General features: G+C 71.8%; 24 protein-coding genes. 17 read left to right on the forward strand and 7 right to left on the reverse strand.

Translation table 11 applies throughout. The features are described from left to right. Positions 1-33: 33 nt before the first annotated feature. Together dnaJ and AC3IYJ_RS21170 are read left to right on the forward strand one after the other, a co-directional pair. Positions 34-1,221 carry a molecular chaperone DnaJ gene (gene dnaJ, locus AC3IYJ_RS21165; RefSeq protein WP_489396354.1) on the forward strand — a complete coding sequence of 396 codons (1,188 nt, stop codon included), beginning with the start codon at positions 34-36 and terminating at the stop codon, positions 1,219-1,221. A 1-nt stretch (position 1,222) separates the two neighbouring features. Beyond that, a complete protein-coding gene (locus AC3IYJ_RS21170; RefSeq protein ID WP_489396355.1) occupies positions 1,223-1,675 on the forward strand; it encodes a heat shock protein transcriptional repressor HspR in 453 nt (150 codons plus the stop codon). An 88-nt stretch (positions 1,676-1,763) separates the two neighbouring features. Here AC3IYJ_RS21170 and AC3IYJ_RS21175 read toward each other — a convergent pair whose 3' ends face one another. Beyond that, on the reverse strand, positions 1,764-2,816 hold the full coding sequence (locus AC3IYJ_RS21175; protein ID WP_489396356.1) for a helix-turn-helix transcriptional regulator: 1,053 nt from the start codon (positions 2,814-2,816) through the stop codon (positions 1,764-1,766). A gap of 178 nt (positions 2,817-2,994) precedes the next feature. On the opposite strand from AC3IYJ_RS21175, the gene AC3IYJ_RS21180 reads away from it, so the two are divergent. Continuing rightward, entirely contained in the window at positions 2,995-3,135 is a 141-nt protein-coding gene (locus AC3IYJ_RS21180; RefSeq protein ID WP_489396357.1) for a hypothetical protein, read from the forward strand. Beyond that, positions 3,135-3,446, forward strand: coding sequence for a (2Fe-2S)-binding protein (locus AC3IYJ_RS21185; protein WP_330297668.1), 312 nt, complete (start codon positions 3,135-3,137; stop codon positions 3,444-3,446). The genes AC3IYJ_RS21180 and AC3IYJ_RS21185 overlap by 1 nt, the downstream gene beginning before the upstream one ends. Before the next feature lie 182 nt (positions 3,447-3,628). On the opposite strand, the gene AC3IYJ_RS21190 is transcribed toward AC3IYJ_RS21185, so the two are convergent. Then, a complete protein-coding gene (locus tag AC3IYJ_RS21190) occupies positions 3,629-4,048 on the reverse strand; it encodes a pyridoxamine 5'-phosphate oxidase family protein (RefSeq protein ID WP_489396358.1) in 420 nt (139 codons plus the stop codon). A gap of 114 nt (positions 4,049-4,162) precedes the next feature. On the opposite strand from AC3IYJ_RS21190, the gene clpB reads away from it, so the two are divergent. Beyond that, positions 4,163-6,775: an ATP-dependent chaperone ClpB gene (clpB, locus tag AC3IYJ_RS21195; RefSeq protein ID WP_489396359.1), complete on the forward strand. Its 2,613-nt coding sequence runs from the start codon at positions 4,163-4,165 to the stop codon at positions 6,773-6,775. A gap of 58 nt (positions 6,776-6,833) precedes the next feature. On the opposite strand, the gene AC3IYJ_RS21200 is transcribed toward clpB, so the two are convergent. Next, positions 6,834-7,343: a hypothetical protein gene (locus AC3IYJ_RS21200; protein ID WP_489396360.1), complete on the reverse strand. Its 510-nt coding sequence runs from the start codon at positions 7,341-7,343 to the stop codon at positions 6,834-6,836. 123 nt (positions 7,344-7,466) lie between these two features. On the opposite strand from AC3IYJ_RS21200, the gene AC3IYJ_RS21205 reads away from it, so the two are divergent. Continuing rightward, positions 7,467-8,015, forward strand: a complete 549-nt coding sequence (locus AC3IYJ_RS21205; RefSeq protein WP_489396361.1) for a type III secretion system chaperone family protein — start codon at positions 7,467-7,469, stop codon at positions 8,013-8,015. A gap of 15 nt (positions 8,016-8,030) precedes the next feature. On the opposite strand, the gene AC3IYJ_RS21210 is transcribed toward AC3IYJ_RS21205, so the two are convergent. Next, positions 8,031-9,200, reverse strand: coding sequence for a hypothetical protein (locus tag AC3IYJ_RS21210; RefSeq protein WP_489396362.1), 1,170 nt, complete (start codon positions 9,198-9,200; stop codon positions 8,031-8,033). A 52-nt stretch (positions 9,201-9,252) separates the two neighbouring features. On the opposite strand from AC3IYJ_RS21210, the gene AC3IYJ_RS21215 reads away from it, so the two are divergent. Beyond that, positions 9,253-9,669 (forward strand): DUF3224 domain-containing protein, encoded by a 417-nt coding sequence (locus AC3IYJ_RS21215; protein WP_489402876.1) that lies wholly within the window; start codon positions 9,253-9,255, stop codon positions 9,667-9,669. Between the two features lie 31 nt (positions 9,670-9,700). Here the strand turns inward: AC3IYJ_RS21215 and AC3IYJ_RS21220 are convergent, their stop codons facing one another. Next, complete coding sequence (locus AC3IYJ_RS21220; RefSeq protein ID WP_489396363.1) at positions 9,701-10,906, reverse strand: pyridoxal phosphate-dependent aminotransferase; 1,206 nt, start codon at positions 10,904-10,906, stop codon at positions 9,701-9,703. 132 nt (positions 10,907-11,038) lie between these two features. Between AC3IYJ_RS21220 and AC3IYJ_RS21225 the strand changes: the two genes are divergently transcribed. The 3 genes from AC3IYJ_RS21225 (at position 11,039) to AC3IYJ_RS21235 (ending at position 14,067) form a co-directional block, all read left to right on the forward strand. Next, positions 11,039-11,299 (forward strand): hypothetical protein, encoded by a 261-nt coding sequence (locus tag AC3IYJ_RS21225; protein WP_489396364.1) that lies wholly within the window; start codon positions 11,039-11,041, stop codon positions 11,297-11,299. 332 nt (positions 11,300-11,631) lie between these two features. After that, complete coding sequence (locus AC3IYJ_RS21230) at positions 11,632-12,192, forward strand: DUF2617 family protein (RefSeq protein WP_489396365.1); 561 nt, start codon at positions 11,632-11,634, stop codon at positions 12,190-12,192. Positions 12,193-12,402: 210 nt separating this feature from the next. Beyond that, positions 12,403-14,067 (forward strand): polyamine aminopropyltransferase, encoded by a 1,665-nt coding sequence (locus AC3IYJ_RS21235; protein ID WP_489396366.1) that lies wholly within the window; start codon positions 12,403-12,405, stop codon positions 14,065-14,067. Positions 14,068-14,089: 22 nt separating this feature from the next. On the opposite strand, the gene AC3IYJ_RS21240 is transcribed toward AC3IYJ_RS21235, so the two are convergent. After that, a complete protein-coding gene (locus tag AC3IYJ_RS21240; protein WP_489396367.1) occupies positions 14,090-14,692 on the reverse strand; it encodes a DUF4865 family protein in 603 nt (200 codons plus the stop codon). Positions 14,693-14,703: 11 nt separating this feature from the next. Beyond that, entirely contained in the window at positions 14,704-15,276 is a 573-nt protein-coding gene (locus tag AC3IYJ_RS21245) for a TetR/AcrR family transcriptional regulator (RefSeq protein WP_489396368.1), read from the reverse strand. A 153-nt stretch (positions 15,277-15,429) separates the two neighbouring features. Here AC3IYJ_RS21245 and AC3IYJ_RS21250 point away from each other — a divergent pair, with 153 nt between their 5' ends. From AC3IYJ_RS21250 to kynU, 7 genes are all read left to right on the forward strand, one after another. Then, positions 15,430-16,242, forward strand: a complete 813-nt coding sequence (locus AC3IYJ_RS21250) for an SRPBCC family protein (protein ID WP_489396369.1) — start codon at positions 15,430-15,432, stop codon at positions 16,240-16,242. Positions 16,243-16,351: 109 nt separating this feature from the next. Next, positions 16,352-17,140 carry an aldose epimerase family protein gene (locus tag AC3IYJ_RS21255; RefSeq protein ID WP_489396370.1) on the forward strand — a complete coding sequence of 263 codons (789 nt, stop codon included), beginning with the start codon at positions 16,352-16,354 and terminating at the stop codon, positions 17,138-17,140. A gap of 32 nt (positions 17,141-17,172) precedes the next feature. Continuing rightward, positions 17,173-17,712 (forward strand): orotate phosphoribosyltransferase, encoded by a 540-nt coding sequence (pyrE, locus tag AC3IYJ_RS21260; protein WP_489396371.1) that lies wholly within the window; start codon positions 17,173-17,175, stop codon positions 17,710-17,712. A gap of 253 nt (positions 17,713-17,965) precedes the next feature. Continuing rightward, positions 17,966-18,988: a class II fructose-bisphosphate aldolase gene (gene fbaA / locus AC3IYJ_RS21265; protein ID WP_243330679.1), complete on the forward strand. Its 1,023-nt coding sequence runs from the start codon at positions 17,966-17,968 to the stop codon at positions 18,986-18,988. Positions 18,989-19,074: 86 nt separating this feature from the next. Then, positions 19,075-19,488 carry a DUF3151 domain-containing protein gene (locus tag AC3IYJ_RS21270; protein ID WP_489396372.1) on the forward strand — a complete coding sequence of 138 codons (414 nt, stop codon included), beginning with the start codon at positions 19,075-19,077 and terminating at the stop codon, positions 19,486-19,488. A gap of 262 nt (positions 19,489-19,750) precedes the next feature. Continuing rightward, positions 19,751-20,599: a tryptophan 2,3-dioxygenase family protein gene (locus AC3IYJ_RS21275; protein WP_489396373.1), complete on the forward strand. Its 849-nt coding sequence runs from the start codon at positions 19,751-19,753 to the stop codon at positions 20,597-20,599. Continuing rightward, positions 20,592-21,845 (forward strand): kynureninase, encoded by a 1,254-nt coding sequence (kynU, locus tag AC3IYJ_RS21280; protein WP_489396374.1) that lies wholly within the window; start codon positions 20,592-20,594, stop codon positions 21,843-21,845. Before AC3IYJ_RS21275 ends, kynU begins: the two co-directional genes overlap by 8 nt. The last annotated feature ends 61 nt before the right edge of the window (positions 21,846-21,906 follow it).

A 21,906-nucleotide genomic window follows, 5' to 3' on the forward strand; every position in this document is an offset into this window, starting at 1 on the left:
AGTAGTAGAGGTACGAGAGGAGGGACACCGGGGATGAGCACGAAGGACTTCGTCGAGAAGGACTACTACAAGGTCCTCGGTGTCCCGAAGGACGCCACCGAGGCCGAGATCAAGAAGGCGTACCGGAAGCTCGCCCGCGAGTTCCACCCGGACGCCAACAAGGGCGACGCCTCGGCCGAGGAGCGCTTCAAGGAGATCTCCGAGGCGAACGACATCCTCGGGGACGCGAAGAAGCGCAAGGAGTACGACGAGGCCCGCGCCCTGTTCGGCAACGGGGGCTTCCGCCCCGGTCCGGGCGGGGGCGGCGGCTCGTTCAACTTCGACCTCGGTGACCTCTTCGGAGGGCAGCAGCCGGGCGGCGGCGCGGGCGGCGGCTTCGGCGGCGGTCTGGGCGACGTCTTCGGCGGCCTGTTCAACCGCGGCGGCGCCGGCCCCGGCGCCGGGACCCGTACCCAGCCGCGCCGCGGCCAGGACATCGAATCGGAGGTCACCCTCTCCTTCACGGAGGCGGTGGACGGGGCCACGGTCCCGCTCCGGATGTCCTCGCAGGCACCCTGCAAGGCCTGTTCGGGCACCGGCGACAAGAACGGCACGCCCCGCGTGTGCCCGACCTGCGTCGGCACCGGCCAGGTCTCCCGGGGCAGCGGCGGCGGTTTCTCCCTGACCGACCCCTGTGCGGACTGCAAGGGCCGCGGCCTGATCGCCGAGACCCCCTGTGACGTCTGCAAGGGCAGCGGCCGGGCCCGCAGCTCCCGGACCATGCAGGTCCGGATCCCGGCGGGGGTCTCCGACTCCCAGCGGATCCGGCTTCGCGGCAAGGGCGCTCCGGGCGAGCGCGGAGGCCCGTCCGGCGACCTGTACGTGGTCGTCCACGTCGACGGCCACCCGGTCTTCGGCCGCAAGGACGACAACCTCACGGTGACCGTTCCGGTGTCCTTCGCGGAGGCGGCCCTGGGCGCCGACATCAAGGTTCCGACCTTGAACGGCCCCTCGGTGACGCTGAAGCTGCCGCCGGGCACTCCCAACGGCCGCACGATGCGGGCCCGCGGCAAGGGAGCGGTCCGCAAGGACGGCACCCGCGGCGACCTGCTCGTCACGGTGGAGGTCGCGGTCCCGACCGAGCTGAACGACAAGGCCCGCGAGGCCTTGGAGCTGTACCGCGACGCGACGGAGTCCGAGGACCCGCGCTCCGCGCTGTTCGAGTCCGCGAAGGGAGCATGACATGGACGGCCGCCGTAAGAGCCACTACCAGCTCACCGACGAGACCCCGGTCTACGTGATCTCGGTGGCCGCCCAGCTCTCGGGCCTGCATCCGCAGACCCTGCGCCAGTACGACCGCCTCGGCCTGGTCTCCCCGGACCGTACGGCCGGGCGCGGCCGGCGCTACTCGGCCCGTGACATCGAACTGCTCCGCACGGTGCAGGCGCTGTCCCAGGACGAGGGCATCAACCTGGCCGGCATCAAACGGATCATCGAACTGGAGAACCAGGTCGCCGCGCTCCAGCAGCGCGTGGCCGAGCTCTCCAATGCGGTCGACGGCGCCGCCGCCGTCCTCCAGCAGCGCGAGGCCCAGGTCCACGCCTCGTACCGCCGCGACCTGGTCCCGTACCAGCCGCCGGTCCCGGGCAACGCCCTGGTCGTCTGGCGCCCCGCGCCGAAGCGGCCGCTGGGCTGACACGGTCCGTCCGCAGGAATGCAGAAGGCCCCGATCCATCGGATCGGGGCCTTCTGCATTCGGTCGTCCCGAGGCGCTGGGCCGCCCCTCAGCGGTCTCCCGGGGCTCCGGGGGACTCCGGGACCTTCAGGGCTCCGGGGTCCTGCAGGATGCCCGACTGGGCGATCAGGAAGCCCAGCTGGGCACGGCTGCCGCTGCCCAGGGAGGCCGCCAGTTTGGCGATGTGGGCCCGGCAGGTCCGTACGTTCATTCCCAGCCGCCGCGCGATGGCCTCGTCCACGTGCCCCTCGATGAGGAGCTGGGCGATGGAGCGCTGGACGCCGGAGATGCCGCCGGGGGTGTGCCGGTACGTCACTTCCTCCGTCAGCGGCACCGCGCGGTGCCAGAGCTGCTCGAAGACCTTGATGAGGTAGTCGACCAGCCCCGGGTGGCGCAGTTCCAGGGCCGTCTTGCGGTCGTCGCTCGTGGGGATGAAGGCCACCGTGCGATCGAAGATCATGAGACGCTCTATCAGCTCTTCGAGCGTGCGGATCTCGACCCTTCCCGCGGAGATCCGGTCCACGTAGGCGAGCGTGCCCTGGCTGTGCCGCACCGTGTGCTGGTAGAGCGTGCGTATCCGGACCCCGCGGTTGACCAGGGGCGCCGCGCGCTCCAGCGCCTCGGTGAGCACGGAGGTGGACCGGGCCCCGCCCGGCTGCACGGTCAGCACCTCGGTGTGGCACTCGGCGGTGGCCAGGTCGAGGGCGGCGTGGATCTGGTCGAAGCCCTCCAGCACGGTGATGGCGTGGGTGTTCGCCGGGCTCTGGGCGCTGATGGTGAGAAACGGCTCGAATGCGTCGGTGAGGTCTATGGTGTCGCGGCGCCGGTCCTGAATCTCCCGTTCGAGCGGGTGGAGCCGCTGAGCGAGTGCGACGGACGGGGGAACCGCGCGCAACTGGTTCGCGTCATCAGGGTCGGGTCTCAGGAGAGCGAATTCGAGCAGGCAGGGGGCGTTTTCCACCTCGATGCGAGCCACCCGGCCAGTGCTCAGCGCCGCCGTGTAAAGCCGCGTCCCCTCGTCGCACATGGACGTGACGGGGTGGGGATGTGTCGGCTTTGTGGTGTTTCCGGGCAAATCTCCACCCCCCAGGGTCCTGAACATGCAAGAACATGATGCATCGTCCCTGTGGCAGTGACGTGCCCGAATGAGCCATCGTCTGACACGCGGGGGAGAAGATTTCCATCAAGTGAGGACGAAGCCGACCATGTACAAAAGAATGCTTCGCTCGGTACTTGCCATTGGGTTCTCCGCCGTTGCGATCTTTGGGGCAGTCAACGCCTTGGGCGGGGACGCGGGACGCAGTGACGCGCCCGTCGCGGCGATAGGCAAGCAGGACCTCGGCTGGGACGCGCCTCGCCCCACCGATCTCGGCTGGGACACCCACCCGGCCGTGACCAAGACCGACCTTGGCTGGGACTGATGACCCCCGACGACCGCGGCTTCCGTCGCGAAATGGCTTCGGCGTACCGATCGGGCTGGCAGTTCATCGACCTGACCAGCGCAATTCCGTACGCCGGCGATTCGTTGAAGGTCACCCTCTTCGGCCAGCCCATCGTCGTGGTGCGCGAGGAGGACGAGGACGTCCGCGCCTACCGGTGCCTGCGCCGCCCGCGAGGCGCGCCGCAGCCCGTGCGTTGCGAGGTCCGGTACGGCATGGTCTTCGTCAATCTGGATCAACGTGATCACCAGCTCTTCGAGCCCGAAACCACCGCCACCCCCCGCAGTGCCTGACGCGATTCCCCCGTCGTCACAGATCGCTCAGGCGCTACCCCCACACAGCGGCGCCATCGTGGACCTGACCACGATGGCGCCGTTGTGATGTTCGTGTCCAGTAGTTGAACCGGACAAAGGCCGAACCGGCCGGCGCCCGTCCCGCGCCCGCCGTGCCTCCGGTCCGCGCCCTCCCCGCGCCCCTACGCCCGCCCCATGGCCCGGTCCAGGGTGATCTCCATGACAACCCGGTCCGGGTTCGGCGAGGGCGTCCGGCCGTAGCGCTCCGCGTAGCGGCGTACCGCCTCCGCGACGGAGGCCTCGTCCGTACGGATCACCGCGCGGCCCTCCAGGGTCGCCCAGCGGCGTCCCTCCATCTGGCAGACCGCCACCCGGGGGCCGTCCGGCGCGTCCGCGCGCCCCTGCGCCGCCAGGACGTTGCGGATCTTCTTGCTGTTCTTGTTGCTGATCACCCGTGCCAGCCCGGCCTCCGGGTCGTACGTCACGCCCACCGGCACCACGTGCGGGCTGCCGTCGGGGCGCGGGGTGGTCAGCGTGCAGATGTGCCGCTCCCGCCAGAAGGCGAGGTATTCCGGCGTCGGGTCGAGTACCTCGTGAGACATGGTGCGAAGGGTACGGCGAAGGGTATGGCGAAGGTGCGCGGGCCACCTTGAGTGGAATAGACTCAACTTTGTGCAGGTTGTTCTTGTTAACCGTACGGAGAGGAGCAGTCGCAAGTGGATGCCGAGCTGACCAACAGGAGCCGGGACGCGCTGAACGCGGCCACCAGCAGGGCCGTCAAGGACGGACACGCGGACCTCACGCCCGCCCACCTGCTGCTGGCGCTGCTCGCCGGCGAGGACAACGAGAACGTCACCGACCTGCTGGCCGCGACCGACGCCGACCAGGTCGCCGTGCGCGCCGGAGCGGACCGGCTGCTGGCCGCCCTGCCCAGTGTCACCGGATCCACGGTCGCGCCCCCGCAGCCCACGCGCGAGCTGCTCGCCGTACTCGCCGAGGCGGACGCGCAGGCCGGGAAGCTCGGCGACGAGTACCTCTCCACCGAGCACCTGCTCATCGCCGTCGCGGCCAAGGGCGGCGCGGCAGGCGAGCTCCTCGCCGCCCAGGGCGCGACCGCGAAGAAGCTGCTGTCCGCATTCGAGACCTCAAGAGGAGGGCGGCGGGTGACCTCCCCCGACCCCGAGGGCCAGTACAAGGCCCTGGAGAAGTTCGGCACCGATTTCACGGCGGCGGCCCGCGAGGGCAAGCTCGACCCCGTCATCGGCCGCGACCAGGAGATCCGGCGCGTCGTCCAGGTTCTCTCGCGGCGCACCAAGAACAACCCGGTGCTCATCGGCGAGCCCGGCGTCGGCAAGACCGCCGTCGTCGAGGGCCTGGCCCAGCGCATCGTCAAGGGCGACGTCCCGGAGTCCCTGAAGAACAAGCGGCTCGTCTCCCTCGACCTCGGCGCGATGGTCGCCGGCGCCAAGTACCGCGGCGAGTTCGAGGAGCGGCTCAAGACCGTCCTCGCGGAGATCAAGTCCAGCGACGGCCAGATCATCACCTTCATCGACGAGCTGCACACGGTCGTCGGCGCGGGCGCCGGCGGGGACTCCGCCATGGACGCGGGCAACATGCTCAAGCCCATGCTGGCCCGCGGCGAACTGCGCATGGTCGGCGCGACCACCCTCGACGAGTACCGCGAGCGCATCGAGAAGGACCCGGCGCTGGAGCGGCGCTTCCAGCAGGTGCTGGTCGCCGAGCCGAGCGTCGAGGACACCATCGCGATCCTGCGCGGGCTCAAGGGCCGCTACGAGGCCCACCACAAGGTGGTCATCAACGACAGCGCGCTGGTGGCCGCGGCCACCCTCTCCGACCGGTACATCACCTCCCGCTTCCTGCCCGACAAGGCCATCGACCTCGTCGACGAGTCCATGTCCCGGCTCCGCATGGAGATCGACTCCTCCCCGCTGGAGATCGACGAGCTCCAGCGCTCGGTCGACCGCCTGCGGATGGAGGAGCTGGCCCTGAACAACGAGTCGGACCCCGCCTCCCGCGAGCGCCTCGACAAGATCCGCAAGGACCTCGCGGACAAGGAGGAGGACCTGCGGGGCCTGACCGCCCGCTGGGAGAAGGAGAAGCAGTCCCTCAACCGGGTCGGCGAGCTCAAGGAGCGCCTGGACGACCTGCGCGGCCAGGCCGAGCGCGCCCAGCGCGACGGAGACTTCGACCGGGCCTCCCAGCTGCTCTACGGGGAGATCCCGGCCCTGGAGCGCGAGCTCGCGGAGGCCACCGAGGAGGAGGCCGCTTCGGCGGGGGCCGCCGCGAAGACCGGACATTCCAAAGACGCCATGGTCAAGGACGAGGTCGGCCCGGACGACATCGCCGACGTGGTCGGCGCCTGGACGGGCATCCCGGCCGGCCGGCTGCTCCAGGGCGAGACCGAGAAGCTGCTGCGCATGGAGGAGGAGCTGGGCCGCCGCCTGATCGGCCAGAGCGAGGCCGTACGGGCCGTCTCGGACGCCGTGCGCCGCACCCGGGCCGGCATCGCCGACCCGGACCGCCCGACCGGCTCGTTCCTCTTCCTGGGCCCCACGGGCGTGGGCAAGACGGAGCTGGCCAAGGCGCTGGCCGACTTCCTCTTCGACGACGAGCGGGCGATGGTCCGCATCGACATGTCGGAGTACTCCGAGAAGCACAGCGTGGCCCGCCTGGTCGGCGCCCCGCCCGGGTACGTGGGCTACGAGGAGGGCGGCCAGCTCACCGAGGCCGTCCGCCGCCGCCCGTACTCCGTGGTCCTCCTGGACGAGGTGGAGAAGGCCCATCCCGAGGTCTTCGACATCCTGCTCCAGGTCCTCGACGACGGGCGCCTCACGGACGGCCAGGGCCGCACCGTGGACTTCCGCAACACCATCCTGATCCTGACCTCGAACCTGGGCAGCCAGTTCTTGGTGGATCCGTCCACTTCGCCGGAGGACAAGAAGGCCCGGGTCCTGGACGTGGTGCGGGCCTCCTTCAAGCCGGAGTTCCTCAACCGCCTGGACGACCTGGTGGTCTTCTCGGCCCTGAGCGAGGCCGAGCTGGCCCACATCGCCGAGCTCCAGATCGGCCGCCTCGCGAAGCGGCTGGCCGAGCGCCGCCTGACCCTGGACGTCACGCCCGAGGCCCTGGCCTGGCTGGCGGACAAGGGCAACGACCCGGCGTACGGAGCCCGCCCGCTGCGCCGCCTGATCCAGACGGCCATCGGCGACCGCCTGGCCCGCGAGATCCTCTCGGGCGAGGTCAAGGACGGCGACACCGTCCGCGTCTCGATCGCGGGCGACGACCTCCTGGTCGGCAAGGCCCTGTAAGGCCCTGCGGGGGAGCCCCCGGACCGCGCGCGGCGCCGCCGCCACGGTCCGGGGGCTCTCACGCCTCGTGGGCGACGAACCGGATCCGGACGTCGTACCCCGGCTGCTGCTCGACGCTGATCTCCACCCGGCGGGCCCGGCCGGGTACGGCGTCGGGGTGGTCGACGCCGAGGCACCGGTCCCCGCCCTCCGGGTCGAAGCCGGGCCCCGGTTTCGGGCAGATCTTCGGACGTTCGCTCCGTGCGTACTCCCGCGCCCCGGGGAAGGCCGCGTCCAGCCACGCGTCCAGGCCGTCCCGGTTCATGCGGAACGACCCGGTCACGGTGGAGAGCCCGTCGACCCGCGTGCACCGCTCTTCGTGGGCCCCCGCCGGCAGGTTCCCGCGGGCGAACGCCAGGGCCGGGGCGCAGGCGACCCCGCCGCTGTTCTCGGGGCCCGGGGAGTCCTTCCCCGCCTCGGCCCAGCCGCTCAGGGCCACCCACAGCCAGATCGCTCCGCCGATGCCGATCACCAGCGGTGCGGCGAGCGTCGACACCCCGAGTACACGCAAAGTCCCTTGAATGGCCATCCATCCATCCCCCTTACGGCGGCCCTACTCCTGTCCGCCCGGAGCGGATCGTACGTGCGGAGGTGGACACGGGGCGGGAGGGATGAGGGAGGATGGCGGCATCCGCACGAAGGGAAGTACACGGTGAGTATCGACCCGGCCTCGATTCCGAACTTCGGAGGGCAGCAGCCCGATCCGCAGGCCACAGGACCGGCGGGCCCCGTCGTCCCCGACCAGGATCTGGTCAAGCAGCTTCTGGAGCAGATGGAGCTCAAGTACGTCCTCGACGACGAGGGTGACCTCGCGGCGCCGTGGGAGGAATTCCGCACGTACTTCATGTTCCGCGGCGAGGACGAGCAGCAGGTCTTCTCCGTGCGGACCTTCTACGACCGCCCGCACAAGATCGACGAGAAGCCGCAGCTCCTCGAGTCGATCGACGACTGGAACCGCCGCACCCTGTGGCCGAAGGTCTACAGCCACACCCACGACGACGGCTCCGTCCGTCTGATCGGTGAGGCCCAGATGCTGATCGGCACCGGCGTGAACCTGGAGCACTTCGTGTCCTCCACGGTCAGCTGGGTCCGCGCGTCGATCGAGTTCGACAAGTGGCTCGTCGAGCAGCTCGGCCTGGAAGCCGAGGTCGACTCCGCCGACAAGGGTGACGACGACGAGGGCGACGGCGAGACCAACTAGGTCCCGGCCGTCCCCTCAGGGCGCCACCCCGGATGCGAGCAGCAGGTACGGCCCGTATGCGTACGAGAGCCCGGCCAGCACCCCGGTCACCACGACCGCGGTGCGGGGCCGGGCTTTCGCCATGAGGGCCGCGAGCGGCAGCAGCAGCGGGAACGCGGGCAGCAGGAAGCGGGGCTTCGACTCGAAGAAGCCGGCCCCGCCGCAGGTCATCACCAGCAGGACGCCGGTGTACACGAGCAGCGGCAGCGGGACCGTCCGGTCCGCCACCAGCCGGCCCGCGAGCAGCAGCGCCGCCACCAGCAGGACCACCGTCACCCGGGTGGCGAGCTCCGTGTGTCCGCCGGTCCCGCCGGCCACGGCGTTCCAGGCGGAGCGCAGCGCGGCCGCACCGAAGTCGAAGCGCGAGCCCCAGCCGCTCTGGACGGCGAAGTAGCCGCCGAGGGGATCGTCCCGGCGGGCGCCGACGAGCAGGACGTACGAGACCCAGCCCGCGGGCGCGGCCAGCGCGGCGGCCCACACCGCCGGGGCGCGGTTACGGCGTACGAGGATCTCGCAGGCGGCGCTCACCACCACGGCGGCGGCGACCGCGACCCCGGTGGGCCGGGTCAGCCCGGCGAGCACGGCCAGCCCCGCGGCCCACCCCCACCGGCCCCGCAGCAGCGCGTACAGGGCCCAGGCCGCGCAGGCGGCCAGCAGGGGCTCCGTGTAGGCCAGGGTCAGCATGAGGGAGTGCGGGAGCACGGCCCACAGCGCGACGAGCAGCAGCCCGCCGCGGGGCCCGAGGAGGTGCTCCCCGACGCGGTACACCCCGACGGCCGCCGCCCCGGCCGCGATCCAGGCGACGAAGAGCGCGGCGGTGGTCAGTGAGCCCGGCAGCACGAGGGAGGCGCAGCGGATGAGGACGGGGTAGAGCGGGAAGAAGGCGGAGTCGCTCTGGAGCGAGCCGATGCCGGGATACATCTGGGTGCGCCCGTAGCCGTGCTCGGCGATCCGCAGGTACCAGACCGAGTCCCAGGATTCCCCGAGCACCTTCACGGGGCTGCGACCGGTCCACCAGGCCACCGCGGCGACCACCAGCACCCCGGCCCCGCGCAGCGCGGCGAAGACCCCGAGCGCGATGAAGGCGGTGGGGGTCCGGGTGGGTACGCCGCGCGATGCGGTGGCCGTAGCCGTGGCCATGGACATGTGTCCCCGACTTCCCTCGTACTGCGCGTTGCGCGATTACGCTCATCCGATGATGAGAGCTTCCGGCACTTTCAAGGTCGTCAGTTTCACTCCGGCACCGCTCACCCCGGAGCCCCCGGTCGAGACCGGGCTCCCGGTCGGCGTGGCGACGATGGAGAAACACTACGAGGGCGAGTCCCTCTCGGGCCGCTCGGCCACCCTCTTCACCGCCGCGTTCGACCAGGAGGCGGGCGTCGGCAGCTACGTGGCCATGGAGTCCTTCGAAGGCACCCTCGCGGGCCGTGAGGGTGCCTTCAACTTCGTCCACGGGGCCACCACGGACGGCGGCCCCGACCGGAGCGCCGAGCACTTCGCGATCGTCCCGGCCAGCGGCACGGCGGCCCTGAAGGGCATCACGGGCACGGGCGGCCTGCGCGTGGACGAGGACGGCACCCACCGCATCTGGTTCGACTTCGACCTGCCGGCGTAGCCCCCCGGGGGCTCTGAGGGCCCCGGGGCCCTCAGAGACGGCGCAGCCGGGCCACGGCCTCGGACAGCACCTCGGTCTTCTTGCAGAAGGCCCACCGCACCTGCGTCGCTCCGGCCGACTTGTCGTCGTAGAACACCTGGTTCGGGATGGCCACCACCCCGCACCGCTCGGGCAGCGCACGGCAGAACGCGAGGCCGTCGCGCTCCCCGAGCGGGGTGATGTCGGTGGTGATGAAGTACGTGCCCTGCGGCCGGAACACCTCGAAGCCGGCCGCGGCCAGCCCGTCGGCGAGCAGGTCCCGCTTCGCGGCCAGGTCCGCGCGGAAGGACTCGTAGTACGCGTCCGGCAGGGCCAGCGCCTCGGCGATCGCGTACTGGAAGGGCCCCGAGGACACGTAGGTCAGGAACTGCTTGGCGGAGCGCACCGCCGTGACCAGTTCCGGGGTCCCGGTCACCCAGCCGACCTTCCAGCCGGTGAAGGAGAAGGTCTTGCCGCTGGAGGAGATCGTGACCGTACGGTCCCGCATGCCCGGCAGGCCCGCCAGCGGGGTGTGAGCGCCCTCGAAGACCAGGTGCTCGTACACCTCGTCCGTGATGACCAGCAGGTCCCGGGAGACGGCCAGCTCTGCGACCGCGGCGAGCTCGGCGGGCGTGAGCACCGTGCCCGTCGGGTTGTGGGGGGTGTTCAGCAGCAGCAGGCGGGTCCGCGGGGTGACGGCGGCGCGCAGCGCGTCGACGTCGAGGCGGAAATCGGGGGCGCGCAGGGTGAGCGGGACGCGCACCGCCCCGGCCATCGCGATGCAGGCGGCGTAGGAGTCGTAGAACGGTTCCAGGGCGATGACCTCGTCGCCCGGTTCCAGGAGGGCCAGGAGCGCGGCCGCGATGGCCTCGGTGGCGCCGGCCGTGACGAGGACCTCGGTGTCCGGGTCGTAGGACAGGCCGTAGAAGCGCTGCTGGTGGGCGGAGATCGCGTGGCGCAGCTCCGGGACGCCGGGGCCCGGCGGGTACTGGTTGCCCTTGCCGTCGCGGATGGCGCGCACCGCGGCCTCGGCGATCTCGGCGGGGCCGTCGGTGTCGGGGAAGCCCTGGCCCAGGTTGATCGATCCGGTGGTGGTGGCCAGTGCGGACATCTCCGCGAAGATCGTCGTGCCGAAGGCCGCCAGCCTGCGGTTGAGGAACGGGCGGTCGGCGGTGTCGGTGGGGCTGTTGCTGCGTTCGGGAGCGCTCATGGGCGTCATCCTTCGGCAAGCTCTGGACTTGCTCAAGTGAGCTTTGGGCCGCGTACCCCGAGGGCATCCCCCCTGCACGCGGGACGACAGGGGATCCCGGACCCGGGGAACCGGGGTGGAAAGCGAAGGGGGTGGACGGGCATGACGTTCGTTCTGATCATGATCGGTCTGGCCGTGTCGGCGGCCGTGGTGCTCATCGGAGTGCTGGTGGTCCGCGCGGCCCGCTCCGGGTACGCGTCCGGCAGCTCGGGCGGCTCCAGCGGCAGCGGCAGCAGCTGGTGGGCGGGCGGCTCGGACGGCGGTGGATCCTCGTGCGGTTCCTCGTCCTCCTCCTGCGGTTCCTCGTCGTCCTGCGGCGGCTCCTCCTCGTCCTGCGGCGGCGGAGGATGCGGATCCAGCTGACACGGGGGAGCATGGATGCGTGTACGCGAAGCGCTCACCGGGGACAACTTCCGTCAGACGTCTTCTTGTTCGGGGCGTCGCCGTCGCGTATTACGGCGTACGGGCGGGATGTTGTTGAACACGTGAACTGAGGGGCCCCCGAGGGGATGTAAACCCCGTCAAGTTGGGTAAAAACGCTGTGAGTGCCGTGCCTTTCATGATTCCCTCGGTTGAGTAGACCAGTCCCCGGACCTCCCGGGACTTCCTGTGGACCCGTGCCGGTGTCCCCCCACCCGTTGACTACCGCTGGCGGGCCCCGGCCCATCTCCCTCGCGCGTTTGCGGAGCCGACTCATGCTCACGACCCTCCAGACCACCTATACCGACACGCGTGCCGCCGACCTCGCCTGGGCCCTGGGTCGGGAGCGGCTGCCCGCCCTGGCCGTACTGAACCTCGAACTGATGGGCGCAAAAGTCGAGTTGCGCCTGCTCGGGGCCTCTCATCAGGTGCTCCTGGAAGAGGGTGACGTGCTCTGTTCGGAGACCGTCGCCTGCATGCCCGGGAGCAGTACTCCGCTGCCGCTGGGCGTGGCCAAGCGGGTCGGCGACTGGGAGTACGAGTTCGCGGCGCGGGTCGAGACCCTGTCGCGCGGCTCCTTCGCGGGCCGGGCGCAGGAACTGCTCGCGCTGGTCGCGGATCACCCGAACGGGCTCGCCGGAACCTTCCCCGGCAGCCCGCACGCCTTCACCGCCATGCTCGCGCAGCGCCACGAGGGCCAGGTCCGATGGCGCACCTGGCACGCGTACCCGCAGGAAGGGCAGCTGGTGGCGACGCGCACGCGCGTCGGCGTGCGGATGGGCGCGACGGAGGCGCCCGCGGTCGGCGCCGCCGCGGCGGCACCGGCCCTCATCTGACGGGCGTTCGCCCGGCGGGCGCCCGTTGGGGCGGGGCCCGTCGGGCGGCGTCGGTCCGGGACAGGTCCGGGACCGCGTTCGACGTTCACGCGTACGGGTTACCGGTAGTGCGCAGTTGTCGAGCGGTTACGCCAACTGCCCCAACCGGTGCGCCACTTACACCCATGTGGGTGACCGGATGCGAGTAGATGGTGACGTACGGTTCGCTTCATGATCGACCGTTCCGCCCCGCGCGGGGTGCCTGGCACCCGGTGGCGCCGCCTCCCGGCTCCGGAGCCGCGCGGTGTGGCCCGCGTCCCGGCCCCCCTTCCCGTACGGCCCCGGACCGGACGGCTCCTCGTCCTGGCCACCGTGTTCGTCTGCGCCGCCTGCGGGCTCGTGTACGAGCTGGAGCTGCTCGCCCTGGGCTCGTACCTCATCGGCGATTCCGTCACCCAGGCGTCGGTCGTGCTGTCCGTCATGGTCTTCGCCATGGGCGTCGGATCCCTCCTCGCCAAGGCCCTGCGCAACCGCCCCGCCTTCGGGTTCGCCGCCATCGAGTCGGCGCTCGCCCTCCTCGGCGGGCTCTCCGCCATAGCGCTCTACGCCAGCTTCGCCTGGCTGGGGGAGTCGCAGCCCGCGCTCGTCGCCTTCTCCTTCGCCATCGGCGTGCTCATCGGCGCCGAGATCCCGCTCCTGATGGTGCTCATCCAGCGCATCCGCAGACAGGACGCGGGCGGCGCAGTCGCCGACCTGTTCGCCGCCGACTACGTCGGCGCCCTCGTCGGCGGCCTCGCCTTCCCGTTCGTGCTCCTGCCCGTCCTGGGCCAGCTCACCGGAGCCATGGTCACGGGCACCGTCAACGCCACCGTCGGCGCGGGGCTTGTCCTGTGGCTGTTCCGCCGCGACCTGAGCCGCCGCGCCCGCTGGCTGCTGATCGCCGCCAACATCGGGGTCCTCGCCGTCCTCGCCAGCGCCACCGTGCTGGCCGACGACTTCGAACGCGTGGCCCGGCGCGCCGTCTACGGCGGCGAGGTCCGCGTCGCCGTCCAGACCGGGGTCCAGGAGCTCGTCCTGACCGGCCCCCCGACCGGCTCCCCGCGCTCGCTCGACCTCTTCCTCGACGGCCGCCTGCGGGTCAGCGGATACGACGAGTACCGCTACCACGAGGCCCTCGTGCACCCCGCGATGACCGGCCCGCACTCCCGGGTCCTGGTCCTCGGCGGCGGTGACGGGCTCGCCGCCCGCGAAGTCCTGCGCTACCGCGACGTCGCCTCCGTCACCGTCGTCGAGCTCGACCCCGGAGTCGTACGGCTCGCCCGCACCGACCCGATGCTCTCCGCGCTCAATGGCCGGGTGTACGAGGATCCGCGGCTCGGAGTCGTCACCCAGGACGCCTTCCGCTGGCTGCGCGGACCCGCCGCCCGCGACCGCTTCGACGTCATCGTCTCCGATCTGCCCGACCCCGGGATCACCCCCAGCACGAAGCTGTACTCGCAGGAGTTCTACGGGCTGGCCGCGCGGGCACTGCGCCCCGGCGGGCGGCTCGCCGTGCACGCGGGACCGCTCGTCACGAGGCCCCGTACGTACTGGACCGTCGAGGCCACCCTGCGCGCGGCCGGCCTGAGCACCGCCCCCTACAGCGCGGGCGGCCGCCTCTCCGGATTCGCCGCGGGCCCCGACCGGGCGCTCGGCGCCACCCCCGAGGCGCATCCGCAGGACTGGGGCTTCGTCCTCGCCGCCCGCGAAGGGGTTCCCGCGCTGCGCGTGGACCGTGACACGCCCGCCCTGCGCTCGCTGTCCACGCAGTCCCTGGGCGACGCCGCCCGCGACGCGGAACGCGGCCGGGTCTCCGGGCTCCCGCCGTCCACGCTCCCGCACCCGCGCTACTCGTAGGGGAGGCGAGCTCTCCGGGCCCCTACCAGGCGCGGCCGGCGGGGAGCGCTCCGAGCTCCGGCGCCGACAGGTGCAGCACCTCGTACCGCTCGGTGGCGTCCTCGTCTCCGGCGTTCCCGGGCGTGGCCTCCTCCCACAGGACGAAGCGGAGCAGCTGCCAGCTGCGCGGGTCGGCCGCGAGCGCCGCGGTGTGCACGCCCGGACGCCGTGCGAGCCGTTCCAGCTCCGCGGTCTCCCGCTCGACCAGCGCGGTGAGATCGGCGCCGGCCGGGACGGCGGTCAGGCGGCGCGAGGCGGCCCGGGGCGCCGTGGCGCGGGCGGGCCCGGCGAAGACGGCGAGCCCGGTCCAGTGGTGGACGGCCGGGCGGCCGAAGTCCCGGACGATGCCCTGGAATCCGCCGCCGCCGAGGAGGAAGTGGCCCATCGCGCCGGGGTCGTTCCACAGGTAGAAGGGCGCGTACTGGTTGACGGGGGAGCCCCCTGCGCCGCGCTCGCGGACGAGGTAGGCCTTCAGGCCCAGCCCGGCGCGGCCGTCGAGCCCGTGGCCGAAGTCGGCGACGCGTCTGCGGATGACGCCCATGTCGTAGTCGGCGGGGAGGGTGATCTCGTACTGGCTCGCGTACACGGGGTCCGCTCCTATCGGGTGGGTGTCCGGAACAGGCCGAGCAGCCCGAGGAGGCCGTCGACCGACTGGGCGAACACCTCGGCGTCGTCGGCCGCGCGGGCCAGGACGTACCCGCCCTGGAGCACGGCGACGACCGTCGCGGCCGTGGCGTCCGGGTCCAGCGCGGGCCCGAACTCGCCGCTGCGGCGGCCTTCGGCCAGTACCCCGGCCAGCCGGGACCGCAGCCACGCGAAGGTCTCCTCGACCGGGACGCGCAGGACGGGATCTGCCATGACGTCCGGGTCCTGGGTGAGCCGGCCGATCGGGCAGCCGCGCAGCACGTCGCGCTCGCGCCGCAGATAGGCGGTGATGCGCTCGCCCGCCGTGCCGGGGGCGTCGAACTGCGCCCCGGCCCTGGCGCGCAGCTCCGCGGCCGTGCGCTCGATCGCGGCCAGCGCCAGACCGGACTTCCCGGCGAAGTGGTGGTACATGCTGCCCTGGCCGACCCCGGCCCGCTGCTGGATGGCCTTGGGGCTGGTGCCGACGTAACCGCGCTCCCACAGCAGCTCGCGGGTGCTTTCGATGAGGTCCTCGGACGCGTTCATGATCCCACTGTACATACCAGTAGGTACAGAGGAGTGGGTGCAGCCGGCGGGTGGGCGGGCGACGGGTGGGCGGGCGGCGGACCGCCCGAACACGGCTTCCCCGGACCGCAGCACTTCCTGACGGGGAGCGGACTCGTCGGTAGGCTCGACCGCATGGAGCATCAGGTGTTCGTTCCGGTCCCCGCCGTCGACGTCCGCGCCGTGCTGCGCGATCCCGCCCGGGTGGCGCGCTGCGTGCCGGGGCTCCAACAGGACGCCGACACCGATGCCGGACCGCTGTCCGGCCGGCTGAAGGTGCGGGTCGGCGGGCACACCGTGACCTACCGGGGAGTCCTGTCCGTCACCGAGCGGGACCCCGGCCACTTCACCCTCGAAGCCCAGGGCACGGAGGTGCGGGGCAGCGGGAGCGTGAAGCTGTCCCTGGAGCTCCGGCTCACCGAAGCGGACGGCGGTACCCGGCTGGAGTGCACCGCCGAGTCCACCGCGGACGGCCGGGCCGCCGCCTTCGACCCGGAGGCCGCAGCCACCGCCGGGCACCGCCTGCTGGACCGGGCCGCGGGCCACCTCGCCGCGCTGGCGGTCACCGATGTGGTGGCCGAGTCCGAGGAGGAGCCCGAGGATCCCGACCTCCCCGAGATCACCGAGGTCACCGCGTCCGTGTTCGACACCGAGGTCCCGCCCCCGTCGCTGGATCCCTTCCTGGAGGGCACCTTCGAAGGCACCGCCAACTCGGGGGGCCTCGGCGGTCCGCCGCGTCCGCCCGCCGAGGCGGCCCATGCCCGCCGCACGATGATCGGCCGCAGCGCGGAAGAGGTGGACCACGCGCCCCCGCGCGGCCGCTACGCCCCCGTCCCCGCGCCCACCTCGGCCGCGGCGAACGCCAACCTCCGCTGGATCGCCCCGGCCGCGGCCGTGGCCGTGGCCTCGGCGGTCCTGCTGGGCCGGGCGCTCCGCCGCAAGCGATGAAGGGCCCGGCTCGGCGGCACAGCCGAGATCCGAGGCCTTAGGGGGCTGACAATTCCCCGCCGCTCCTTCTTCCACGGGGAATTGTCAGACACCCCCTAAGGTCGGGGACATGAGTACGCAACTGCGCGCCGGCGGCGCCGAGGTGACCATCGACCAGGAGAACGGCTGCCGGATCAGCAGTCTGCGCATCGACGGGACGGAGCTGCTGCGTCAGGGCGACCGCTACGGGTCCTTCCCGATGGTGCCCTGGTGCGGGCGCACCAGGAACGGCCGGTTCCAGGACGGCGCGACCCTCCACCAACTGCCGCTCAACCACCCGCCGCACGCCATCCACGGCTTCGGCCGCGACGCCGCCTGGCGCCCGGCCGGCCTCACCGCCACCGAGGCCGTGTTCACGTACGCCCTCACCGACCCGTGGCCCTACGCGGGCGTCGTCACCCAGATCTTCGAGCTCGGGGAGAACGGGCTGACCCTGACCATGGGCGTGGAGACCTACGAGGACTCCTTCCCGGCGCAGGCCGGCTGGCACCCCTGGTTCCACCGCAACCTCGGCAACGGCGGGGCCGACGTACGCATCGGCTTCGAAGCCGGCTGGCAGGAGGAGCGCGGCGACGACCACCTCCCCACCGGAAACCGCATCGACCCCAAGCCCGGCCCGTGGGACGACTGCTTCGGCATGCCGGACGGGGTCGACGTCACCCTCACGTGGCCCGGCGCCCTGGAGCTGAAGGTCACCAGCCGCTCCGAATGGGTGGTCGTCTACGACGAGGAGCCCGAGGCCGTCTGCGTGGAACCGCAGTCCGGCCCGCCGAACGGACTGAACAGCCTGCCGCGGCTGGTCACCCCGGTGGACCCGCTGGAGATCTCCACGACCTGGACGTGGCGGCGCCTCGGGTAGCCGGGCCCCGGCGCCCAATTAAGCTCATGCCCATGAGTGACGTACGCGATGAGCTTCTGCAGCAGATCAAGGACAAGGCCGTCGTGCACGGCAAGGTGATCCTCTCCTCCGGTCGCGAGGCCGACTACTACATCGACCTCCGCCGGGTCACCCTGGACGGCACGGCGGCTCCGCTGGTCGGCCAGGTCATGCTCGACCTCACCGCCGACCTGGAGTTCGACTGCGTCGGCGGTCTGACCCTGGGCGCCGACCCGGTCGCCACCTCGATGCTGCACGCCTCCGCCGCGCGCGGCGCGGTGCTGGACGCCTTCGTCGTCCGCAAGGCGCAGAAGGCGCACGGCATGCAGCGCCGCATCGAGGGCACCGACGTGAAGGGCAAGCGCTGCCTGGTCGTCGAGGACACCTCGACCACCGGCGGTTCCCCGCTGACCGCCGTCGAGGCGGTCCGCGAGGCCGGCGGCGAGGTCGTCGCCGTCGCGACGATCGTCGACCGCGGCGCGGCCGACGCGATCGCCGCGGCCGGTCTGCCGTACCTCACCGGCTACCAGCTGGGCGACCTCGGACTGTCCTAGTCCGACGGGTCGCCCGACGGGCCGTCCGAGGGGCGAGACAACTGGGGACCAAGGTCCCCAGGAACCCCTCAGCAGGCTCTGACCTGCAGTTTTCTATCTGTCGCCCGGCCGGGTGGGGTGTTTCACGTGAAACACCCCACCCGGTCCGGGTGGAGCGTCTCGCGGAGTCTGGAAAGATGGGCCCGACGGCAACGTCGCCCCCAGGTCAGGGCCCGCAATAAGCACACCTCCCGCACATCCAAGGAGCGGACAGATGCCCATCGCAACCCCCGAGGTCTACAACGAGATGCTCGACCGGGCGAAGGCAGGCAAGTTTGCCTACCCGGCGATCAACGTGACCTCGACCCAGACCCTGCACGCTGCCCTGCGCGGCTTCGCGGAGGCCGAGAGCGACGGCATCATCCAGATCTCCACCGGTGGTGCGGAGTTCCTGGGTGGCCAGTACAACAAGGACATGGTCACCGGCGCGGCCGCCCTGGCCGAGTTCGCGCACATCGTCGCCGCGAAGTACGACATCACCGTCGCGCTGCACACGGACCACTGCCCCAAGGACAAGCTGGACGGCTACGTCCGCCCGCTGCTCGAGATCTCCGCCGAGCGCGTGGCCCGCGGCCTGAACCCGCTGTTCCAGTCGCACATGTGGGACGGCTCCGCCGAGACCCTCGCCGACAACCTGGCCATCGGCCAGGAGCTGCTCGCGAAGGCCGCCGCCGCGAAGATCATCCTCGAGGTCGAGATCACCCCGACCGGTGGCGAGGAGGACGGCGTCAGCCACGAGATCAACGACGAGCTGTACACGACCGTCGACGACGCGCTGCGCACCGCCGAGGCCCTCGGCCTGGGCGAGAAGGGCCGCTACCTGCTGGCCGCCTCCTTCGGCAACGTCCACGGCGTCTACAAGCCGGGCAACGTCGTCCTGCGCCCCGAGCTCCTCAAGGACCTCCAGGCCGGCGTCGGCGAGAAGTACGGCAAGTCCTCGCCGTTCGACTTCGTCTTCCACGGCGGCTCGGGCTCCACGGCCGAGGAGATCGCCACCGCGCTGGAGAACGGCGTCGTGAAGATGAACCTCGACACCGACACCCAGTACGCCTTCACCCGTCCGGTCGTGGACCACATGTTCCGCAACTACGACGCGGTCCTGAAGGTCGACGGCGAGGTCGGCACCAAGTCGAAGTACGACCCCCGCACGTGGGGCAAGGCCGCCGAGGCCGGCATGGCCGCGCGTGTCACCGAGGCGTGCGCGAACCTGCGTTCCACGGGCACCAAGCTCAAGTAGTCACAGGCACGAAGGGCCCGACTCCACCGTCTCCGGACGGCGGGGTCGGGCCCTTTCGCCGTCCCGGCATCCCCCAGACTGTGGGCATGTCCATTCACCAGAACCTGCTCGGGGGCCCCGCCCCCACCCACCTCCCCGACGAGCCGGGCCGCGAGGCCATCGCCGCCGGCACTCCCGCCGTCGAGGTGGCCGCCGCGCACCCGACCTCCTCCCTCGCGTGGGCGATCCTGGCCGACGAGGCCTTCGCCGCCGGCAACACGGTCGAGTCGTACGCGTACGCCCGTACCGGCTACCACCGTGGCCTCGACGCGCTGCGCCGTGCCGGCTGGAAGGGCCACGGCCCGGTGCCGTGGGAGCACGAGCCGAACCGCGGCTTCCTGCGCGCCCTGAACGCCCTGGCCCGCGCGGCCGGTGCGATCGACGAGAAGGAGGAGTACGAGCGCTGCTCGACCTTCCTGCGCGACTCCTCGGAGACCGCGGCGGACGTACTCGGCGCCTGAGGTCCCGTAGCTCAGCAGCTCAGCAGCTCAGCAGCTCGGTAGCCTCGTAGCTCCGTAGCCCTGTGTAGTTCCGCGGGGTGTTCCTGCGTGACCGGGCGGGTCCCCCCAAGGGTCCCGCCCGGTCGCGGAATGTGACGTACCCCACTGACTATTGAAGCCTGGCCGGAAGTCGGTCCTATGATGCGGACAGGGGACCGGAGCTCCACTCACCTCACCGGAAGGAGCGGACCGCTACCCGGAAGCACGTATCGAGGAGACAGCGATGTCGCACGCCCTTGATGCCTCCGGAGACGGCGGTTCGGACACCCCGAACCTCGACTTCGCCGGCACGACCCCCTACGAGGACTACGTCCAGGCGGACGTCCTCACCCACCTCCAGCACCTGCGCTCGGAAGACCCGGGCGAGATGGTCTTCCTGGTCACGACCCAGGTCATGGAGCTGTGGTTCACGGTCATCGTCCACGAGTGGGAGACGGCCGCGCAGGCGCTCCGCGAGGACCGGATCCCCGTCGCGATGGACGCGCTGAAACGTTCACTCCGCGAGCTGGAGGCCCTCAATTCCTCCTGGCGCCCCCTCGCCCAGCTGACCCCGGGCCAGTTCAACGCGTACCGAGCCGCCCTCGGCGAGGGCTCCGGCTTCCAGTCGGCGATGTACCGCCGGATGGAGTTCCTGCTCGGCGAGAAGTCCGCCTCCATGCTGGTCCCGCACCGCGGCGCGCCGCGCGTCCACGGGGAGCTGGAGAAGGCCCTGCACGAGCCCAGCCTCTACGACGAGGTCCTGCGCCTCCTGGCCCGCCGCGGCCTCCCGGTCCCGCCGGCCGTCCTGGACCGCGACCTGACCCAGCGCTACGAGGCTTCGCCGGAGGTCGAGTCCGTCTGGACCTCCCTCTACGCGGACCCCGACACCCACCCGGACCTGCACCGCCTCGGCGAGGTCCTCACGGACGTCGCGGAGCTGGTCTGGCGCTGGCGCAACGACCACCTGGTGGCCACCCGGCGCGCGATGGGCGCCAAGACGGGCACCGGCGGCTCGGCGGGCGTGACCTGGCTGGAGAAGCGGGCGACGAAGAACGTCTTCCCGGAGCTGTGGACGGCGCGCAGCCATGTCTGAGCCGACCGCCTCCGAGCCGACCGCGCCCGAGCCGGCCACCTCCGAGCCGACCGCGCCCGACCTGGCGCTGCGGGCCGCCGAGCTCGACGCCGCCGACGAGCTCGGCAAGCTCCGCGAACGCTTCACCCTCCCCGAGGGCGTCGTCTACCTGGACGGCAACAGCCTCGGCGCACTCCCGGCCGGGGTCGCCGAGCGCCTCGCCGAGGTGGCCACCGAGCAGTGGGGCAACCGCCTCATCCGCTCCTGGACCGAGGGCGAAGCCAACTGGTGGAACGCCCCCGAGCGCATCGGCGACCGCATAGCCCCCCTGATCGGCGCGGCCGCCGGTCAGGTCGTCGTCGGCGACTCCACGAGCGTCAACCTCTTCAAGGCCCTGGTGGGCGCGGCCCGCCTGGCCGGGCCCGGCCGCGGCGAGATGCTCGTGGACGCCGCCACCTTCCCCACCGACGGCTACATCGCCGAATCGGCGGCCCGGATGACGGGCCTGCGCGTCGTCCCGGTGGACCCGTCCGGGGCCGCGGAGGCGATGTCCTCGGACACCGCCGTGGTCCTGCTCAACCACGCCGACTACCGCACCGGCCGCCTCCACGACCTGCCCGCCCTCACCGCGGCGGCGCACGCCGTGGGCGCGCTGATCGTCTGGGACCTGTGCCACACGGCCGGGGCCCTGCCCGTGGGCCTCGACGCGCACGGCGTGGACCTCGCGGTCGGCTGCTCGTACAAGTTCCTCAACGGCGGCCCCGGCGCCCCCGCGTACCTGTACATCGCCGCCCGCCACCAGGCCGCCTTCGACTCCCCGCTGCCGGGCTGGAACGGCCACGCGGACCCGTTCGCGATGACCCCCTCCTACGAGGCCGCGGAGGGCGTCCGCAGGGGTCGTGTCGGCACCCCGGACATCCTGTCCATGCTCGCCCTGGACGCCGCCCTCGACGCCTGGGACGGGGTCTCCGTCGAGGCCGTCCGCGCGAAGTCCCTCGCGCTGACGGACTTCTTCCTCGACTGCGTGGCCGCGTACGTCCCGGCGGGCAGGGTCGAGCCGGTCACCCCGGCCGGGCACGGGCAGCGCGCCAGCCAGGTTTCGCTGCGCACGGAGAACGCGGCGGAGATCATGCGCGAGCTCATCTCCCGGGGCGTGATCGGGGACTTCCGGGCCCCCGACGTCCTGCGCTTCGGGTTCACCCCGCTGTACGTCGGTTTCGCCGACGCGGAGCGCGCCGCCCGCACACTGGGTCACATTTTCGGGTGAACCGGTAGCGAAACGTCACATCACCATGCGGGCGGGGCTACGGCCCCGCCCGCAGCCGTAT

The organism is Streptomyces sp. GL_140, assembly GCF_057834465.1.

Coding starts and splice junctions, on each gene's coding strand:
- dnaJ (WP_489396354.1), top strand. CDS start 34: ATGAGCACGAAGGACTTCGTCGAGAAGGACTACTACAAGGTCCTCGGT.
- AC3IYJ_RS21170 (WP_489396355.1), top strand. CDS start 1,223: ATGGACGGCCGCCGTAAGAGCCACTACCAGCTCACCGACGAGACCCCG.
- AC3IYJ_RS21175 (WP_489396356.1), bottom strand. CDS start 2,816: ATGTTCAGGACCCTGGGGGGTGGAGATTTGCCCGGAAACACCACAAAG.
- AC3IYJ_RS21185 (WP_330297668.1), top strand. CDS start 3,135: ATGACCCCCGACGACCGCGGCTTCCGTCGCGAAATGGCTTCGGCGTAC.
- AC3IYJ_RS21190 (WP_489396358.1), bottom strand. CDS start 4,048: ATGTCTCACGAGGTACTCGACCCGACGCCGGAATACCTCGCCTTCTGG.
- AC3IYJ_RS21200 (WP_489396360.1), bottom strand. CDS start 7,343: ATGGCCATTCAAGGGACTTTGCGTGTACTCGGGGTGTCGACGCTCGCC.
- AC3IYJ_RS21210 (WP_489396362.1), bottom strand. CDS start 9,200: ATGTCCATGGCCACGGCTACGGCCACCGCATCGCGCGGCGTACCCACC.
- AC3IYJ_RS21215 (WP_489402876.1), top strand. CDS start 9,253: ATGAGAGCTTCCGGCACTTTCAAGGTCGTCAGTTTCACTCCGGCACCG.
- AC3IYJ_RS21220 (WP_489396363.1), bottom strand. CDS start 10,906: ATGACGCCCATGAGCGCTCCCGAACGCAGCAACAGCCCCACCGACACC.
- AC3IYJ_RS21225 (WP_489396364.1), top strand. CDS start 11,039: ATGACGTTCGTTCTGATCATGATCGGTCTGGCCGTGTCGGCGGCCGTG.
- AC3IYJ_RS21230 (WP_489396365.1), top strand. CDS start 11,632: ATGCTCACGACCCTCCAGACCACCTATACCGACACGCGTGCCGCCGAC.
- AC3IYJ_RS21235 (WP_489396366.1), top strand. CDS start 12,403: ATGATCGACCGTTCCGCCCCGCGCGGGGTGCCTGGCACCCGGTGGCGC.
- AC3IYJ_RS21245 (WP_489396368.1), bottom strand. CDS start 15,276: ATGAACGCGTCCGAGGACCTCATCGAAAGCACCCGCGAGCTGCTGTGG.
- AC3IYJ_RS21250 (WP_489396369.1), top strand. CDS start 15,430: ATGGAGCATCAGGTGTTCGTTCCGGTCCCCGCCGTCGACGTCCGCGCC.
- AC3IYJ_RS21255 (WP_489396370.1), top strand. CDS start 16,352: ATGAGTACGCAACTGCGCGCCGGCGGCGCCGAGGTGACCATCGACCAG.
- pyrE (WP_489396371.1), top strand. CDS start 17,173: ATGAGTGACGTACGCGATGAGCTTCTGCAGCAGATCAAGGACAAGGCC.
- fbaA (WP_243330679.1), top strand. CDS start 17,966: ATGCCCATCGCAACCCCCGAGGTCTACAACGAGATGCTCGACCGGGCG.
- AC3IYJ_RS21270 (WP_489396372.1), top strand. CDS start 19,075: ATGTCCATTCACCAGAACCTGCTCGGGGGCCCCGCCCCCACCCACCTC.
- AC3IYJ_RS21275 (WP_489396373.1), top strand. CDS start 19,751: ATGTCGCACGCCCTTGATGCCTCCGGAGACGGCGGTTCGGACACCCCG.
- kynU (WP_489396374.1), top strand. CDS start 20,592: ATGTCTGAGCCGACCGCCTCCGAGCCGACCGCGCCCGAGCCGGCCACC.